The organism is Bordetella genomosp. 8, assembly GCF_002119685.1.
Classification (GTDB): domain Bacteria; phylum Pseudomonadota; class Gammaproteobacteria; order Burkholderiales; family Burkholderiaceae_B; genus Bordetella_C.
In genome coordinates, this window is the sequence record NZ_CP021108.1 from 1,675,293 (window position 1) to 1,690,821 (window position 15,529).

The following is a 15,529-nucleotide window of genomic DNA, read 5'->3' on the forward strand; positions in this document are numbered from 1 at the left end:
GCTTATCGGGCGGCTTCTTCCATCTGCGTGGTTTCCTGCACGATCCACGCTTCGAAGGCCGCGATCAGCGGCGACGCCTGGCCGCCTTTCGGATAGGCCAGATAGTAGGCGTTGCCCGTCTCCACGCGCAGGTCGAGCGGTGCCAGCAGGCGCCCCGTGCGCAGGTCGTCTTCCACGAAGGCGCGCTGCGCCATGACGATACCCAGTTCATCGACGGCCGCCTGGTAGGCCAGCGCCGAGTTCTCGAACTTCAGGCCGCTGTTGCCGTCTATCGTCGCCACGCGCGCGGCGGCCAGCCAGTCGGGCCAATCGGACGCCCGGTGCATCGAACAGAGCAGGACGAAGCGCGAGAGGTCCGCGGCGTCGCGGGGCGGCTCCGCGTTCCTGAACAGCCCCGGGCTGCAGACGGGCAGCAGGATTTCGCCGAACAGTCGCCGGCATATCGCGCCCGGAATGGGGGCGGGGCCGGAATGGATGCACAGGTCTACTTCATCGCGATCGAATTCCACCTGCTGGTGCGACGTCGTGATGTGCACGTCGATGTGGCGGTGCAAGGCATGAAAGCGCGCCAGGCGAGGGACGAACCAGCGTATCGCGAAGGTGGGCGGCAGCTTGATACGCAGGATGTTGTCGGTCGGCCGCGCGCGCAGCTGGCGCGTCTGCGCTTCGATCAGGTCGAAGGCCGCGCGCAGGGTCGCGGCGTAGCTGGCGCCTTCCGCGGTGGTCTCGATGCCATGGCGCAAGCGCTGGCACAGCGCCACGCCCAGCCACGCTTCGAGCTGGCTGACGTGGCGGCTGACGGCACCCTGGGTCACCGACAACTCCTGTGCCGCGCGCGTCAGGCTGCCATTGCGGGCGGTGGCTTCGAAAGCCCGCAGCGCGTTCAAGGGGGGAAGGCGTCTGGCCATCTGCTCTGATTTTTTCTCAGGGGAGCCTGCATTAATTTTGGTTTGAGCCGCCAGGGCTTGCAATTATCCTAGCGCAAAACCTCCGCGAACGAAGCGGAAAACCGTGCGGCCTTCGGGCGGCGCGCCAAGGATAAGCCGGGGTGCGGTGCAGCATCCCTGGAGGAGAAAAAATCATGCCAGCCACCATGCGCGATGGGGGCGGGGCGGGCGTTCCGCGCGCCGGCGGCCCCTTGCCGCCGGTCTCGGCGCAGCCGGCCACCGTCTTCGACAAGATATGGAACGCGCATCTCATCGCCCGCCTGGACGACGGGCGGGACCTGATCTTCGTCGATCGCCACGTGCTGCAGGAAACCACCAGCGCGGTGGCCTTCGCCAACCTGCAGCGGGAGGGCCGGGCAGTGCGGCATCCCGAGCTGACCATCGCCACGCAGGACCACATCGTTTCCACCGCACCGGGCCGCAACGAAGACAGCTATCCGGGCGGTCGAGAACTGCTGACCCTGATGCGGGCCAACGCCTTGCGGGGGCATATCCGGCATTTCGGCATCGAGGATCCGCGCCAGGGCATCGTGCACGTGATTGCGCCGGAGCTCGGCTTCGCCTTGCCGGGCAGCATCCTGGCCTGCGGCGACAGCCATACGTCGACGGCGGGCGGCCTGGGCGCCCTGGGCATAGGGGTGGGGACCAGCGAAGTCGAGCACGTGCTGGCGACCCAGACCCTGGCGCTGGCGCGGCCGGGCACGATGCGCGTGCGGTTCCAGGGCAGGCCCGGGGCTGGCATTACCGCCAAGGACCTGATCCTGCTCGCCATGGGCGCGCTGGGTGTGGCGGGCGGCCGCGGCTGTGCGGTGGAATACACCGGCGAGGCCGTGCGCGCGCTGTCCGTGGAAGGGCGCCTGACGCTGTGCAACATGTCCATCGAGCTGGGCGCGCGCATGGGGCTCGTCGCGCCGGACGACGCGACCTTCGATTATGTGCGCGGCCGCGAGTTCGCCCCGGTGGGCGCGGACTACGAGCGGGCGGTGCGGGCATGGCGTACCTTGCGCAGCGACGACGACGCGTCGTTCGATCGCGATGTGGTGGTCGATTGCGAGGGCGTGGCGCCGCAGGTGACCTGGGGCACCACGCCCGCCCACGTCGGCGGCGTCGACGGCAAGGTGCCGGATCCCGCCTTCTTTGCCGACGCAAGGCAGCGCGACGGCGTGGCGGCCGCGCTCGCCTATATGGGCCTGACACCCGGCACGCCGCTGGAGGGTATACCCGTGGACGTGGCCTTTATCGGTTCCTGTACCAATTCGCGGCTTTCCGATCTGCAGGCCGCGGCGGCCATCGTGCAGGGGCGTCGCGTCGCGCCGGGCGTGCGCGCCCTGGTGGTGCCAGGCTCGATGGCGGTGAAGCGGGAAGCCGAGGCCATGGGCCTGCACCGGATCTTCCGCGCCGCCGGCTTCGAGTGGCGCGAAGCGGGATGTTCGATGTGCGTCAGCATCAACGACGACATGGTGCCGGCGGGCGCACGCTGCATCGCCACCAGCAATCGCAATTTCGAGAACCGCCAGGGGCCGGGCAGCCGCACGCATCTGGCCAGCCCCGCCATGGTCGCGGCGGCCGCGCTGCGCGGGCACATCACCGACGTGCGCCGGGAGATGCGCTCATGAGACCCGCCGTCCGCGACATCGAGGGCGTCATGGCCGTGATGCCCATGGCGAACATCAATACCGACGCCATCATTCCGTCGGTATGGCTGCGTACCGCCACGGCCGACATGGGCAAGGGCCTGTTCGGCGGCTATCGCTACGACGGCCAGGGCCGCGAGCAGCCGGATTTCGTGCTGAACCGCGGGCCGTACCGGCACGCGCGCATCCTGCTGGCCGACGAGAATTTCGGCTGCGGCAGCTCACGCGAAGCGGCGGTATGGGCGCTGACGGGGTTTGGCATCGGCTGCGTGCTGGCGCCCAGCTTCGCCGACATCTTCTACGAGAACGCCTTTCGCAATGGCCTGGTGGCGGCGATCATCGATGGCGAGACCTATCGGCGGCTGCGCGACAGCGCGTCCGCCGACCCGGCCGGGCCGGCGCCGACATGCCGCGTCGATCTCGCCACCGCGACGGTCACCGGCCCCGACGGCGTCTCGCGTCCCTTCACGATTCCGGCGTCCCGCGCGCAGGCCCTGATGCGCGGCGACGACGAGATCGCCATGACCATGGCCCATCTGCCGGCCATCGAAGCGCACTACGAACGCATGCGCGCGGCCAGCCCCTGGCTGTTTCCCGCCGCGCTGCAAAGGAGCAATGCATCATGACCCGTCCCAGCCTGCGCGATGCCTTGAAGCGCGAAACGCCGCTGGTCACGCCGCTGGCGCACGACGCTTTGTCGGCGCGGCTGATAGAGCAGGCCGGCTTCCATGCCTTCGCGGTCGGCGGCTCGGCCATGCTGGCCGCGCGCCATGCCTATCCCGACATCGGGCTGATCGGCCTGACCGATATGGTGCAGGGCCTGCGCGATATCGCCGCCGCATCCAGCCTGCCGTTCATCGCCGATGCCGACGATGGCTATGGCGACGTCAAGAGCGTGGCGCGCCTGGTCGCCGCATACGAAGCCATCGGCGTCAGCGGCTTCCTGGTGGAGGACCAAAGCCGCGACCACAAGCAGCAGCGCGCCGACAAGGCCGCCCTGGTGGTCGACGAGGCCGTCATCGAAGCCAAGCTGAAGGCCGCCATGCAGGCACGGCGCAACCCGGAGACCTTCATCATCGGGCGTACCGATGCCTACGGTCCGCTGGGCCTGGATGCCGCGCTGCGACGCGCCGAACGCTTCCTGGCGCTGGGTGTCGATGGCGTCTTCATTGCCGGTTTGCGACGCGAAGAGGATTACCGGCGCGTAGGCGCGGCGCTGAAGGGCGCCTACCTGTCGGCGGCGATGTTCGAAGGCGGCGACACGCCCTGGTTGAGTCCCGCCGAACTCGGGGCGATGGGGTTCACGCAGGTTTCCTATCCGGCCAGCCTGATCCTGCGTGTGGTGCAGGCGTTGCGCGATGGCTTGTCCGCCTTGCGGCGCCATGCCGACGGCGCCGAGCGCCTGATTCCCATGTCGCGGGGCGCCGAAGTGCGGCAGGTGCTGGATGAGGCGACAGGCCTGGCCGGCTGGCGCGCCATCGAGGCAGGCCAGCCGCGCGGGCAATGAAGAAACCTTGATGGAAACGGAGGAGACCATGCATAAAAAAACCACCACTGGAGCCCTGGCGCGCTGTGCCGGCGTCGCCATACTGGCGCTTGCCATGCACGGCGCCGCGCAGGCCGAGGAAATCGTCGTCAGCAACTACGGCGTTTCCGCCAACGGCATGCCTTTCGCCGTGGCGATGGCCAAGGGCTTCTTCAAGCAGGAAGGCGCCAAAGTCACCGGCATCCTGACGTCGGCCGGCGGCGGCACCACGCTGCGCAACATGCTGGCCGGCAACGCGCCGTATGCCGAAGTCAATCCCAACGCCGTCATTGCCGCCGCGCAGCAGGGCGCCGACATCAGGATCGTCAGCGACAACGTGCTGACGGTGGCCGAATTCGTCTGGGCCGTCAAAAAGGACTCGCCCATCAAGTCGGTACGCGACCTCAAGGGCAGGAAGATGGGCTATACGAATCCACGCTCCACCAGCCAGGCGCTGGCGACCCTGGTGCTGCAATCGGGCGGCCTGAAGACGGAAGACGTGGAACTGGTCAAGACCGGCGGCTTCGGCGAAGGCGTCGCGGCGCTGGACACGGGGCTGGTCGACGCGGCGCCCATACCCGAGCCGCTGTGGTCCAAGTACCGCGACAAGTACCGCGCGGTTGCCGTGGCGCAGGACATGCTGCCGCCCATCGCCAACGTCATCGGCATCGCCGCCGGATCCGGCGTGTCGCCGGAACGGGAGGCCTTCATCAAGGGCGTGATCCGCGCGCGCCGGCTCGCCGTCGAATACATGGAAAAACACCCCGACGAGTCTGGCGATATCGTCGCCCAGGTCTACAACCTGGAACCCGCCGTGGCGCGCGCCGCCGTGCGCAACCTGGTGACCAGCCGCACCAGCGGCGTGCCGTACTGGGGCCCGGGCGACATCCACATGGACGGGCTGAAGCGCGCTGTCGATGTCCAGAAGATGGTCGGCGCCATCAAGGGCGACGTCGACCTGGACAAGCTGATCGACACGCGCTACCTGCCCGACGATCTGAAAAAGGTGAAGTAGATGGCCCAGGTTGCGCAAGTCCTTCCGCATGCCTTGCCTGGGCGGCGGCCCGGCGATCCCCGGCCGGGGGCAGGGGTGGCGCACGTCTCCATGCGTGGCGTCGACAAGCTTTTCACCCGTCCCGGGGGCGATCCCGACGATGCCGTCCATGCGCTGGGTCCCATCGACCTGGAGTTGCGCCAGGGCGAGTTCTTCGCCGTCGTCGGCCCGTCCGGCTGCGGCAAGAGCACGCTGCTGGAGCTGGTGGCGGGCCTGTCCACCGCCACGCGCGGCGAAGTGTCCTTCGAAGGCGACCCCATCGTCGGCCGCATCCCGGATGGCGTCGGCGTGGTGTTCCAGGAAGACGCCTCCTTTCCCTGGCTGACGGTGCGCGAGAACATCGCCTTCGGGCTGCGCCGCCTGAAGATAGCCGCGGCGGAGAAAAACCGGCGGGTGGACCGCGCCCTGGCCATGATGGGCCTGGCGCCGTTCGCGGAAAGCTATCCGGCGCAGTTGTCCGGCGGCATGCGGCAACGCGTCTGCATCGCCCGTACGCTGGTGACGGAGCCGCGCCTGATCCTGCTGGACGAGCCCTTCGGGGCGCTGGACCAGCAGACCCGGCTGCTGATGGGCGACGAAGTGCTGAACCTGTGGCGCAAGACGGGGGCGACGGTGTTCCTGATCACCCACGCGCTGGACGAGGCCGCGATGCTGGCCGATCGCATCGGCGTGATGTCGGCGCGGCCCGGGCGCCTGATCGACATCGTGGAAACCGGCTGGCCCCGCGACCGCGACAGCCGCATCGTGCAGGACGAGCGTTTCGGCGCCATCACCGCTCGCCTGTGGCGCGCGCTGCGCGAAGAGTCCATGAAATCCATCGGCGCCATGCAGCCGGGAGCGCGGCCATGAATCGCGCGCGCGTCTGGCGTATCGCCATCCTGGCCGGCTGCGTGGCGCTGCTGGAGGTCCTGTGCCTGACCGGCGTCATCGACAAGCTGACCATGCAGCCGCCGCACCGCATGGTCGTCGACATGTTCAACATGCTGGTATCCGGTTCGCTGAACGGCGCCATCGCCAAGACGCTGGGCAACGCCGCCGTCGCCTTCGTGGCGGCCGTCGTGCTGGGCGTGTCCGGCGCCATCGTCATCCACCGGCTGCGGCGCGTGCGGGACACGCTGGAACCCCTGTTCGCCACCTATTATGCGATTCCCGTATTCGCGTTCTACCCGCTGCTGATCATCGTCTTCGGCCTGAACGCGGCGCCGCAGATTTTCATCGGCGCGATGCTGGGCGTCGTCGCGGTTATCGTGAACACCTTGAATGGCCTGGACCGCGTGCCCAATGTCCTGCTGAAGACGGCGCGCATCCAGCACATGGGCGTGCGCGAAACGGCCTGGCGCATCACGCTGCCCTACGCCACGCCCTATATCCTGACGGGTGCCAAGCTGGCGGTGGCGTATTCGCTGATCGGCATCATCGGGGCGGAGTTCATCATGTCCAACGGCGGGATGGGGTACGAGATCAGTTTCGCGTACAACAACTTCGACAACACCACGATGTATCCCCTGATCCTGCTGATCCTGGCGGTGTCCGTGTCCATCAACATGCTGTTCGCCCGTTGGGAGAAGTCCATCCTGGCGCGCAGGGGATTGCGATGAAAGGCCGCGCTCCGATATTGCGCAATACCCTGACGCTGCTGGTGGCGATCGTGGTGCTGTGGCAGCTGCTTTACTGGTTGGTGGGCGACGTCGCCCTGCGGTCGCCGGCGCAGACCCTGGCGTTCACGCTGCGTTTCGTGACCACCCCGCAATTCGCCGCGCATCTGGCGGAAACGGCCGGCGCCTTCGGCATGGCACTGGTGCTCGCGGTGGTGATCGGGCTGGGCATCGGCTTCGTGCTGGGGGGCCATCGTTTCCTGGGCGAAGTGTTCGAGCCCATGCTGATCGCCCTGTATTCGATTCCCAAGATCACGCTCTATCCCATCCTGCTGCTGGCTTTCGGGCTGGGCATCTCGTCCAAGGTGGCCTTCGGCACCATCCATGGCGTGATCCCGATCGCCTTGTTCACCATCAATGCGGTGCGCAACGTCCGGACAGTGCATATGAAGACCGGGCGGGTGATGGGGCTGCGGCCGTGGGACATGGTCACGCGCATCGTCTTCCCGTCCGCCTTGCCGGAAATCTTCGCCGGCCTGCGGATCGGGTTTTCCCTGACCCTGATCGGCACCTTGCTGGGGGAGATGTTCGCCTCGCAGCGCGGGCTGGGCTTCCTGCTGATGAGCGCCATCGGCCTGCACAACGTCGACCTGATCATGACCCTGACGCTGCTGCTGACCTTGTTCGCCGGGACGGCCAGCGTGGTCCTGCTGGCGATCAACCAACGCTTGCGCGCACGCATGAGCGCCTGAAGCGCCGCCCCTGGACAATTTGTCCACGCCACGGCGGGATATGGGCGGTTAAACTCCAGCCGCTCATATCCCGCCATCATGACCTACCGCGCTCGCCGACAACTGACCGCCTGGCTTGGCCTGATCGCCATGTGCCTGGTCGCGTTCGCGCCCACGGTCAGCCATTTCGTGCGGGCGGCCCGTACCGTCGTGCTTCCCGTATGCACGGTGGAAGGCGAACAGGCGGCGCGGCCCGTCAATCTGCTTATCGGGTCGATGACGCCCATGCGGGCAGGCGCCATGACCGCCATGACGGCCATGGCGGCCGTGATGACCATGGGCGACATGCCGTCCATGCATCATGCCCCGTCCGCGGGCCATGGCGCGGATGGCCATGCCGACCATGAATCGCAGCCCATGGACGACTGCGGATATTGCGACCTGCTCAATCACGTGCCCGCGCTGGCCATGGTCCCGCCGGCGCCGGTCGCGGCCCTGTTGCTGCTGTTCGCCGTCTTCCTCCTGCCGGCCCTGAGGCGCTATACGCCGCTGGGCGCCTTCCCCTCCGGCCGTCCCCGCGCCCCGCCCGCCTTTTCCTGACCACGCCTGGTAACCGGACGCCGCTTCATCGCGAAGCGGGTGTCCGCCCGTCCTTTCCCGTCAGGAAATTCCATGTCCTATCCTTGCTTTTGCCGCGCGCCGTTGCTGGCGCGCCTGGCGGCCGGGCGCATGGGCGGCGCCTTGCTGCCCTTGCTCTTCGCCGCCGGCCCCTGCCTGGCGCAGGGCGCCGAACCTGCCCCCGCCACCCTGGCCACCGTCAGCGTCACCGCCGATGCCGAAGCGCCGCCGCCCACCGATCCCAATCTGCCGGCCACCGTCGAGTCGGTGACCCGCGACCAGTTCGGCAAATGGAACGTCGTCAACAGCGAAGACGCCCTCAAGTACATGCCGAACCTGGCGGTACGCAAACGCTTCATCGGCGACCAGAACTCCATCATCGCCGTGCGCGGCACCAGCAATAGCCAGAGCGCGCGCGGCCTGGTCTACGCCGATGGCCTCTTGCTCAGCAACCTGCTGGGCAACAGTTTCACGTACCCGCCGCGCTGGTCCATGGTGGCGCCCGACGAGATCGATCGCGTCGACGTCATCTACGGGCCGTATTCGGCCCTCTATCCCGGCAATTCCCTGGGCGCCACCGTCCTGATCACCACGCGCATGCCGGACAGCTTCGAGACGCACGCCGACGCCAAGGGCTATACGCAGCATTTCAGCCTGTTCGGCGTCGATCGTGACTACACCGGCGGCCAGGCGTCCGCCTCCATCGGCGATCGCATCGGCAAGCTGTCCTACGTGCTCGGCGTCAGCCATCTGGAGAACACCAGCCAGCCCTTGCAGTTCGCGACCTTGCCGCGCTCCACCACGCCGGCGCGTCCCGGCGATACCCCCGTGACCGGTGCCCGCTACTACAACAACCAGACCGGTGCGCCCACCGTCGTGCTTGGCGTCAACGGCGAGGGCATCGAGCGCACCATCGAGGATCAGCTCAAGTTCAGGCTCCAATACGACTTCACCCCCACGCTGCAGGGTGGGGCGACGTTCGGCTATTGGCGCGACCGCTATCGCAGCGATACGTCGAGCTTTCTGCGCGACGCCGACGGCAACAAGGTGTACCAGGGCAGGGTGGACATCGGCGGGTATGAGTACAACATCCCGGCTTCCGCCCTGGCGCCCAGCCGTGGCGACAGCGAGAACTACCTGTACGGCCTCTCGCTGAAGACGCGCCATGCCACGGGCTGGAATGCGGAGGCCATCGCGTCCTACTACGACGTCGCCCGCAACGTGGCGCGCAACGCCAACCAGGGCGGACCGGGCGACGGCCCGGGCACCGCCACGTATGGCGACGGCACCGGCTGGAAGACGCTGGACCTGCGATCGACCTACACCCAGGCGCCTTCGGTGTCGGGCCTTGCCGCGCATGACCTGGCCTTCGGCTACCACGTCGATAGCTATTTCTCGGATAGCCGGACCTACAACACGGACGACTGGTCGGACGGCGGCGCGGGTGCCTTCGCGAATGCGTTCAAGGGCCGCACGCAGACCCAGGCCTGGTATGCCCAGGATGCCTGGCGCTTCCTGCCACGCTGGAAGCTGGTGTACGGGCTGCGCTACGAAGACTGGCGCGCCTATGGCGGATCGCAGGCAGTAGGCAGCGTGCAGGTGCCTTACGCGAATGCCGACCAGCAGCACGTATCGCCCAAGGCGTCGCTATCCTTCGACGCGACCGAGGAACTGACGCTGCGCGCGTCCTTCGGGCGGGCATATCGCTTCCCGACGGTGGGCGAGCTGTTCCAGGGCAAGATCAACGGCTCGACGCTGGTCAATAACAATCCCAACCTGCAACCGGAAAACGACCTGTCCAAGGAGCTGACGGCGGAATGGACCCACGGCAACGGCATCTATCGGGTGTCGCTGTTCCAGGACGACGTGAAGAACACCATCTTCAGCCAGACCGATACGACGGCCATCCCCAACGTGACCAGCTTCCAGAACATCGACAAGGTGCGATCGCGGGGCGTGGAAACCAGCTACCAGGGCCAGGACGTAGGCATCGATGGCCTGGATGTCATCGCCAATGTCGCCTATACGCAATCGAAGATACTGGCCAATTCGCAGAATCCGGACTCGGTGGGCAAGTACTTCTATCGCATCCCGCTGTGGCGCGCCAATCTGGTGGGCACCTATCGTTTTGGCGACAAGGCGTCGCTGACCGGCGCCGTGCGTTATTCAGGCCGCCAGTACAACACGCTGACGAACCAGGACAGCAACCCGGACGTGTTCGGCGGCACCAGCAGCTATACCGTGGTCGATGCCAAGTTCACGTACAAGCTGAACCGCTACAGCGAGGTCAGCGTGGGCGTGGACAACCTGTTCGACGAACGGTATTTCGTCTATCACCCTTATCCGGGCCGCACCTTGTACGTCGAAACCCGTTTGCACCTGTAGCCGGCCAGTCCTAGGGTATCCACCAATCCATGCCGCATTGACAGCGTGGCGCGGCAATCCGGATAATCCGTCCAGGTTCGCGACACAGCCGCCGCGTTCCGAACACAGCAGGATTGCTGTGCAAACCACTGGCTATGAAAGCCCTCGACTCGCGCCTCAGGCGTGTTCGAGGGCTTTTTGTTTTTGGAGTTTCCATGTCGTCTTACGATTCCGCCGGCCTCCCCCCGCCTGGCGAGCGCGTGTTCCCGGACACCGTGGTTGCCGCGGTGCAGATGGATTGCCGTATCGGCCAGAAGGCCGCCAATGTGGCGCAGTCGCTGGCATTGATGGAGCAGGCGGCGCGGCAGGGCGCGGCTATCGTCGTGCTGCCGGAACTGTGCAATACGGGCTATGTCTTCGACAGCCGGGCGGAAGCGTTCGACCAGGCGGAAAGCGTGCCGGACGGCCCCACGGCGCAGGCCTGGATCGCCGCGGCCGCGCGGCTGGGCATCTACATCGTGGCCGGCATCACCGAGCGCGCGGGCGAACGCCTGTACAACGCGGCGGTGGTGATAGGCCCGCGCGGCTATATGGGCACCTATCGCAAGCTGCACTTGTGGGGAGAGGAAAACCTGTTCTTCGAGCCGGGCGACCTGGGCCTGCCGGTCTTCGATACGGAGCATGGCCGGCTGGGTGTGGCGATCTGCTACGACGGCTGGTTCCCGGAGGTCTATCGGCTGCTTGCCGGACAAGGCGTCGATATCGTCTGCATGCCGACCAACTGGGTGCCCATGCCGGGCCAGGATCCGCGCCATCCGACCATGGCCAATACCCTCGCGATGGCGGCGGCCCACAGCAATGGCCTGAACATCGTTTGCGCCGACCGCGTGGGCGTGGAGCGCGGCCAGCCCTTCCTGGGGCAGAGCCTGGTGGTCGGCGCGCAGGGCTGGCCGCTGGCGGGGCCCGCCAGTCCGGACAGGGAAGAGGTCCTCTATGCCGCGATCAACCTGAAGCGGTCGCGCGCCGCCCGCCATCTGAATCCCTACAACGTCGTGCTGCGCGATCGGCGCGATGACCTTTACCGGATCGTGTCCGGGCGCGAATCCGCGCGGACATAGTGTCAACCCAGGCCTGGTGACGGCCGGCGCGGCCGAGGCCGATAGCGCGCCATGCCGCAGTTCCCATCCATCTTGAAACAGGATCGACGATGAAAACCACCGCGACTTCCCTCCTATCCATCGTGCTGGCCGCGGCCGGCGTGCTGACGCTTCCCGCAACGGCGGCGGAGCCTATCCGTATCGGCGTTGCCGTCGGCTTGTCCGGCGCCAATAGCGTGGTCGCGCCGGCGGCCGTGCAATCGTCGCAACTGGCCGTCGACGAAATCAATGCGTCCGGCGGCATCCTGGGCCGCCAGGTGCAGCTGGAAATCGCCGACGACGGCTCTGGCGCGGTCGGTGCGCAGAAGGCTTTCGACACGCTGGTTTTCCAGAAGAAGGTCGATGCCGTCATCGGCATGGAAACCAGCGCGGCGCGCAGCGCCGGACTGCCCGTGGTGGCGCGCGGCAAGACGCCGTACATCTACACCTCGTTCTACGAAGGCCGCTCGTGCAGCAAGTGGCTGTACGTCAACGGCTGGGTGCCGGAGCAGCAGGTCGCGCCGGTCGTCGATTACTTCACCGGGCATGAAAAGGCCAAGACATTTTTCCTGGTGGGCAGCGATTACTCCTTCGGCCGTGGGATGCTGGGTTTCACCCGCAAGTACATCGAGCAGAAGGGCGGCAAGGTCGTGGGCGAGGAATACCTGCCCATGGACGGCAGCGACTGGACCGCCGTGATCGCCAAGATCCGCGCCGCCAAGCCCGACGCGTTGATCAGCTCCACCGCGGGCGGCGCGCCCAACGTGTCGCTGGCCAAGCAGCTCAAGGCGGCCGGTATCGCGATTCCCTACGGCAACCTGGCCATCGACGAGGGCACGGCCAAAACCATGGGCGACGTGGCGTCGGGCATGTATCTTTCGGCCTCCTATCTGACCGGCATCGATAACGCGGGGAACAAGCGTTTCCTGGATGCGATGCGCAAGAAGTTCGGCGGCGAGCTGAAGACGCCTAACGAATTGTCGGAGCCGCAGTACGAGGCTTTCTTCCTGTACAAGGCCGCCGTCGAGAAGGCCGGCACCACCGACTCCGACAAGGTCATTCCGGCGCTGGCCCAGGTGTCCTACGACGGTCCGCGCGGGCCGGTCAGCATGGACAAGAGCCGGCATGCGGCCTTGAATATGCACCTGGGACAGATCCAGGCCGACGGTTCCGTCAAGATCCTGCAGACCTTCGCCGCGGTCGATCCGGGTCCGCAGTGTCCCAACATCAAGTAAACGCGGCATCGCGCCGGCGGCACGGGATGCCTACGCCGGCGCGGGGAGAACGAGATGGGTCTGTTGCTGGATGTGCTGACCACGGCGGCCATGCTGTTCGTCGTGACCGTCGGCTTGATGGTGATCTTCGGCGTGATGAAGATCGTGAACTTCGCGCACGGGTCCTTGATCACCCTGGGCGGCTACGTCAGCTACGTGGTCACCCGCCTGGGTCTGGATCCCTGGCTGGGCTGGCCGCTGGCCGTGCTGTGCGGCATCCTGGCCGGAATGGCGATCGAATGGCTGGTGGTACGTCCCTTGTACCGGCGGCCGCTGGACGCCATCCTGGCCACCTGGGGCCTGGGCATCATCATCGGGCAACTGATCGTGCTCGCGTTCGGGCGCGAGGTGCAGTTCGCGGATGCGCCGCTGGCGGGCATCTGGAACCTGGGCGACATGGGCTATTCCGCCTATCGCATCCTGCTCATTCCCGTCGCCTTGGTGCTGTGGGCGCTGCTGGCCGCCTTGCTGAACGGTACGCGTTTCGGCGTGCGGACGCGCGCGGTGATCATGAACGAGCCGCTGGCCAGCGGCCTGGGCATCAACGCCTCGCGTATCCGCTTCATCACTTTCAGCCTGGGCGCGGGGCTGGGCACGCTGGGCGGTGCGCTGGTCACGCCGCTGTCCAGCGTCGACCCGAATATGGGCGTGGGCTGGCTGATCAGCGCCTTCATGCTGGTGATGGTGGCCGGGCATTCGATATCCAGCCTGATGCTGACGTGCCTGGTCTTCGGCGCCTGCCAGGTGCTGGTCAGCATATACGTGAATCCGGTCCTGGGCGGATTGACGATAGCCGTATTGGCCGCATTGACCTTGCGCGTGCGGCCCAAGGGGTTCGCGCATGAGTGATGCCACGATCGATCGCGACGCGGGGACGGACGCCGGTGCCGCCCGCCGTCACGCCAGCGGGCGCGGGCTGGCGGGATTGGCCGTCGCCGGCCTGGTCCTGGTGGCCGCGGGGCCTTTCCTGTTCGACACCTATTTGTTGAATGTTCTCATCAAGGCCTATTTCTTCGCCATCGCCGCCTTGACCGTCGATGTGCTGTGGGGCTACACGGGCTACCTGACCTTCGGCCAGTCGGCGTTTTTCGGCATGGGTGCGTATGCGGCGGGACTGGCGTTCACCCATTACGGGTTTTCTCCCGGCGTGGTGGCGCTGACCCTGCTCGCGGCGGTCGCCGGCACGGCGCTGCTGGCCGGCATCGTCGGCTGGCTGTCCTTTTACCGTGGCGCCTCGCCGTTCTTCGCCACGGTGATCTCGCTGGTGCTGCCCATCGTATTGACGCAGCTGGTGCTGTCGGGCGGCGAGTGGACGGGCTCCAGCTCGGGGCTGACGGGTTATGACAGCTTCGACCTGTCACTGCAGGGTTGGTACTGGGTGGCGGGCATCGCCCTGGCGGTGACCGGCGCCGCCGGTTGGCTGCTGGTGCGCAGCGATGCCGGCCGCGTGTTGACGGCGATCCGCGACAACGAGGTACGCTGCGAATACCTGGGGTTGCGCGTCTCCCGCGTGCGTATCCTGCTGCTGGTGGCAATGGCGGCGGTGGCCGGCCTGGCCGGTTTCGGCTATGGCGCGTTCAGCGGTGTGGTGGCGCCGGAGCTGACCGGTTTCGTGCTCGGCACGGAGCTGATCATCTGGGTCGCGCTGGGCGGCCGCGGCACCCTGTGGGGGCCTTTGATCGGCGCCGTGTTGATCAACGTCGCCACCGCCTACCTGAGCGGCAGCATGCCCTTCGCGTGGCAACTGATACTGGGCGTGGCTTTTGTCGCCGTCATCCTGCTGCTGCCGCGCGGACTGGTGCCGGTCCTGCTGCGTCCTTTCGGCCTGGGCCGCCTGGCGCCGCGCATCCCGACGCTGGCGCGGCGAGATGCCCAGGCAAGGCCGCGCGCGGACGTGCCGGCGCTGGAAGTGCGCGACGTCAGCCGCAGCTTCGGTTCGTTGCACGTGCTGCGCGGCATCACGCTGACGGCGCGGCCTGGCGAGTTGGTGGGCCTGATCGGTCCCAATGGGGCCGGCAAGACCACGCTGATGCGGGCATTGAGCGATGGCGCCGAACGCAGCGGCGGCAGCGTGGCGCTGTGCGGCCACGATATCGGCTGCCAGCCGCCGCAGGACTGCGTGCGCGATGGCCTGGGACGCAAATTCCAGAACGCCAATATCTTCGAGACGCTGACAGTCGCCGACAGCCTGCGCATCGCCGGCGCCTTGCATGACCGGCCGTCGCTGTGGCGGCGGTCGGACACGCTGCGCCTGCCGGACTATGCGCTGGAGGTATTGCGCGCCACCGATCTCGATCGCAAGCTGGGCGCCGTCGCGCGCGATCTTTCCCATGGCGAGCAGCAGGCGCTGGAACTCGCGATGGTGCTCGCCCTGGCGCCGCGCGTTGTATTGCTGGACGAACCCACGGCGGGATTGAGCAGCCACGAGCGCGTCCGCGTCGGCGAAATCCTGGCCTCGCTGGCCCACCGCCATGGCTTGTGCTGCCTGCTGGTGGAGCACGATCTGGACTTTGTCGAGGAAGTCGCCACGCGCATCGTCGTGCTGCACCAGGGCGCCATCGTCATGGACGGCAGCTTCGCCGACGTGGTCGGGTCGGAGCTGGTCCGCACCATATACGCCGGCACCGGACAGGCGGGAGGTACGCCATGAG

The 15,529-nt window shown here is 67.0% G+C and carries 14 protein-coding genes; 13 read left to right on the forward strand and 1 reads right to left on the reverse strand.

All coding sequences use genetic code 11. From position 1 onward, the window contains the following. Positions 1 to 2: 2 nt before the first annotated feature. Entirely contained in the window at positions 3 to 908 is a 906-nt protein-coding gene (gcvA, locus tag CAL12_RS07725) for a transcriptional regulator GcvA (protein WP_086063958.1), read from the reverse strand. Between the two features lie 173 nt (positions 909 to 1,081). Between gcvA and leuC the strand changes: the two genes are divergently transcribed. The 13 genes from leuC to CAL12_RS07790 all read left to right on the forward strand — a co-directional run bounded on the left by leuC (position 1,082) and on the right by CAL12_RS07790 (position 15,528). After that, positions 1,082 to 2,563 carry a 3-isopropylmalate dehydratase large subunit gene (gene leuC, locus CAL12_RS07730; protein ID WP_232464738.1) on the forward strand — a complete coding sequence of 494 codons (1,482 nt, stop codon included), beginning with the start codon at positions 1,082 to 1,084 and terminating at the stop codon, positions 2,561 to 2,563. Next, positions 2,560 to 3,207, forward strand: a complete 648-nt coding sequence (gene leuD / locus CAL12_RS07735; protein ID WP_086063959.1) for a 3-isopropylmalate dehydratase small subunit — start codon at positions 2,560 to 2,562, stop codon at positions 3,205 to 3,207. Before leuC ends, leuD begins: the two co-directional genes overlap by 4 nt. Continuing rightward, a complete protein-coding gene (locus CAL12_RS07740; RefSeq protein WP_086063960.1) occupies positions 3,204 to 4,088 on the forward strand; it encodes an isocitrate lyase/PEP mutase family protein in 885 nt (294 codons plus the stop codon). Before leuD ends, CAL12_RS07740 begins: the two co-directional genes overlap by 4 nt. A gap of 28 nt (positions 4,089 to 4,116) precedes the next feature. Continuing rightward, a complete protein-coding gene (locus CAL12_RS07745) occupies positions 4,117 to 5,121 on the forward strand; it encodes an ABC transporter substrate-binding protein (protein ID WP_157792920.1) in 1,005 nt (334 codons plus the stop codon). After that, complete coding sequence (locus CAL12_RS07750) at positions 5,122 to 6,009, forward strand: ABC transporter ATP-binding protein (RefSeq protein WP_232464739.1); 888 nt, start codon at positions 5,122 to 5,124, stop codon at positions 6,007 to 6,009. Then, positions 6,006 to 6,758 carry an ABC transporter permease gene (locus tag CAL12_RS07755; protein ID WP_086063963.1) on the forward strand — a complete coding sequence of 251 codons (753 nt, stop codon included), beginning with the start codon at positions 6,006 to 6,008 and terminating at the stop codon, positions 6,756 to 6,758. Before CAL12_RS07750 ends, CAL12_RS07755 begins: the two co-directional genes overlap by 4 nt. Beyond that, on the forward strand, positions 6,755 to 7,507 hold the full coding sequence (locus CAL12_RS07760) for an ABC transporter permease (RefSeq protein ID WP_086063964.1): 753 nt from the start codon (positions 6,755 to 6,757) through the stop codon (positions 7,505 to 7,507). Before CAL12_RS07755 ends, CAL12_RS07760 begins: the two co-directional genes overlap by 4 nt. A 78-nt stretch (positions 7,508 to 7,585) precedes the next feature. Then, entirely contained in the window at positions 7,586 to 8,086 is a 501-nt protein-coding gene (locus CAL12_RS07765; protein WP_086063965.1) for a DUF2946 domain-containing protein, read from the forward strand. A gap of 129 nt (positions 8,087 to 8,215) precedes the next feature. Further along, entirely contained in the window at positions 8,216 to 10,489 is a 2,274-nt protein-coding gene (locus CAL12_RS07770) for a TonB-dependent receptor (RefSeq protein ID WP_420042785.1), read from the forward strand. 194 nt (positions 10,490 to 10,683) lie between these two features. Beyond that, a complete protein-coding gene (locus tag CAL12_RS07775; protein ID WP_269768431.1) occupies positions 10,684 to 11,586 on the forward strand; it encodes a nitrilase family protein in 903 nt (300 codons plus the stop codon). Positions 11,587 to 11,675: 89 nt separating this feature from the next. Continuing rightward, complete coding sequence (locus CAL12_RS07780; protein ID WP_086063967.1) at positions 11,676 to 12,839, forward strand: substrate-binding protein; 1,164 nt, start codon at positions 11,676 to 11,678, stop codon at positions 12,837 to 12,839. Between the two features lie 54 nt (positions 12,840 to 12,893). Then, the gene (locus CAL12_RS07785) at positions 12,894 to 13,727 is read left to right on the forward strand and encodes a branched-chain amino acid ABC transporter permease (protein ID WP_086063968.1); all 834 of its coding nucleotides are present in this window, start codon (positions 12,894 to 12,896) and stop codon (positions 13,725 to 13,727) included. Then, a complete protein-coding gene (locus tag CAL12_RS07790) occupies positions 13,720 to 15,528 on the forward strand; it encodes an ABC transporter permease subunit (RefSeq protein ID WP_086063969.1) in 1,809 nt (602 codons plus the stop codon). Before CAL12_RS07785 ends, CAL12_RS07790 begins: the two co-directional genes overlap by 8 nt. The last annotated feature ends 1 nt before the right edge of the window (position 15,529 follow it).

What these genes read in the sequence shown, in the direction of transcription:
- gcvA (WP_086063958.1), bottom strand. Translation starts at nt 908, where the DNA reads ATGGCCAGACGCCTTCCCCCCTTGAACGCGCTGCGGGCTTTCGAAGCC.
- leuC (WP_232464738.1), top strand. Translation starts at nt 1,082, where the DNA reads ATGCCAGCCACCATGCGCGATGGGGGCGGGGCGGGCGTTCCGCGCGCC.
- leuD (WP_086063959.1), top strand. Translation starts at nt 2,560, where the DNA reads ATGAGACCCGCCGTCCGCGACATCGAGGGCGTCATGGCCGTGATGCCC.
- CAL12_RS07740 (WP_086063960.1), top strand. Translation starts at nt 3,204, where the DNA reads ATGACCCGTCCCAGCCTGCGCGATGCCTTGAAGCGCGAAACGCCGCTG.
- CAL12_RS07745 (WP_157792920.1), top strand. Translation starts at nt 4,117, where the DNA reads ATGCATAAAAAAACCACCACTGGAGCCCTGGCGCGCTGTGCCGGCGTC.
- CAL12_RS07750 (WP_232464739.1), top strand. Translation starts at nt 5,122, where the DNA reads ATGGCCCAGGTTGCGCAAGTCCTTCCGCATGCCTTGCCTGGGCGGCGG.
- CAL12_RS07755 (WP_086063963.1), top strand. Translation starts at nt 6,006, where the DNA reads ATGAATCGCGCGCGCGTCTGGCGTATCGCCATCCTGGCCGGCTGCGTG.
- CAL12_RS07760 (WP_086063964.1), top strand. Translation starts at nt 6,755, where the DNA reads ATGAAAGGCCGCGCTCCGATATTGCGCAATACCCTGACGCTGCTGGTG.
- CAL12_RS07765 (WP_086063965.1), top strand. Translation starts at nt 7,586, where the DNA reads ATGACCTACCGCGCTCGCCGACAACTGACCGCCTGGCTTGGCCTGATC.
- CAL12_RS07770 (WP_420042785.1), top strand. Translation starts at nt 8,216, where the DNA reads ATGGGCGGCGCCTTGCTGCCCTTGCTCTTCGCCGCCGGCCCCTGCCTG.
- CAL12_RS07775 (WP_269768431.1), top strand. Translation starts at nt 10,684, where the DNA reads ATGTCGTCTTACGATTCCGCCGGCCTCCCCCCGCCTGGCGAGCGCGTG.
- CAL12_RS07780 (WP_086063967.1), top strand. Translation starts at nt 11,676, where the DNA reads ATGAAAACCACCGCGACTTCCCTCCTATCCATCGTGCTGGCCGCGGCC.
- CAL12_RS07785 (WP_086063968.1), top strand. Translation starts at nt 12,894, where the DNA reads ATGGGTCTGTTGCTGGATGTGCTGACCACGGCGGCCATGCTGTTCGTC.
- CAL12_RS07790 (WP_086063969.1), top strand. Translation starts at nt 13,720, where the DNA reads ATGAGTGATGCCACGATCGATCGCGACGCGGGGACGGACGCCGGTGCC.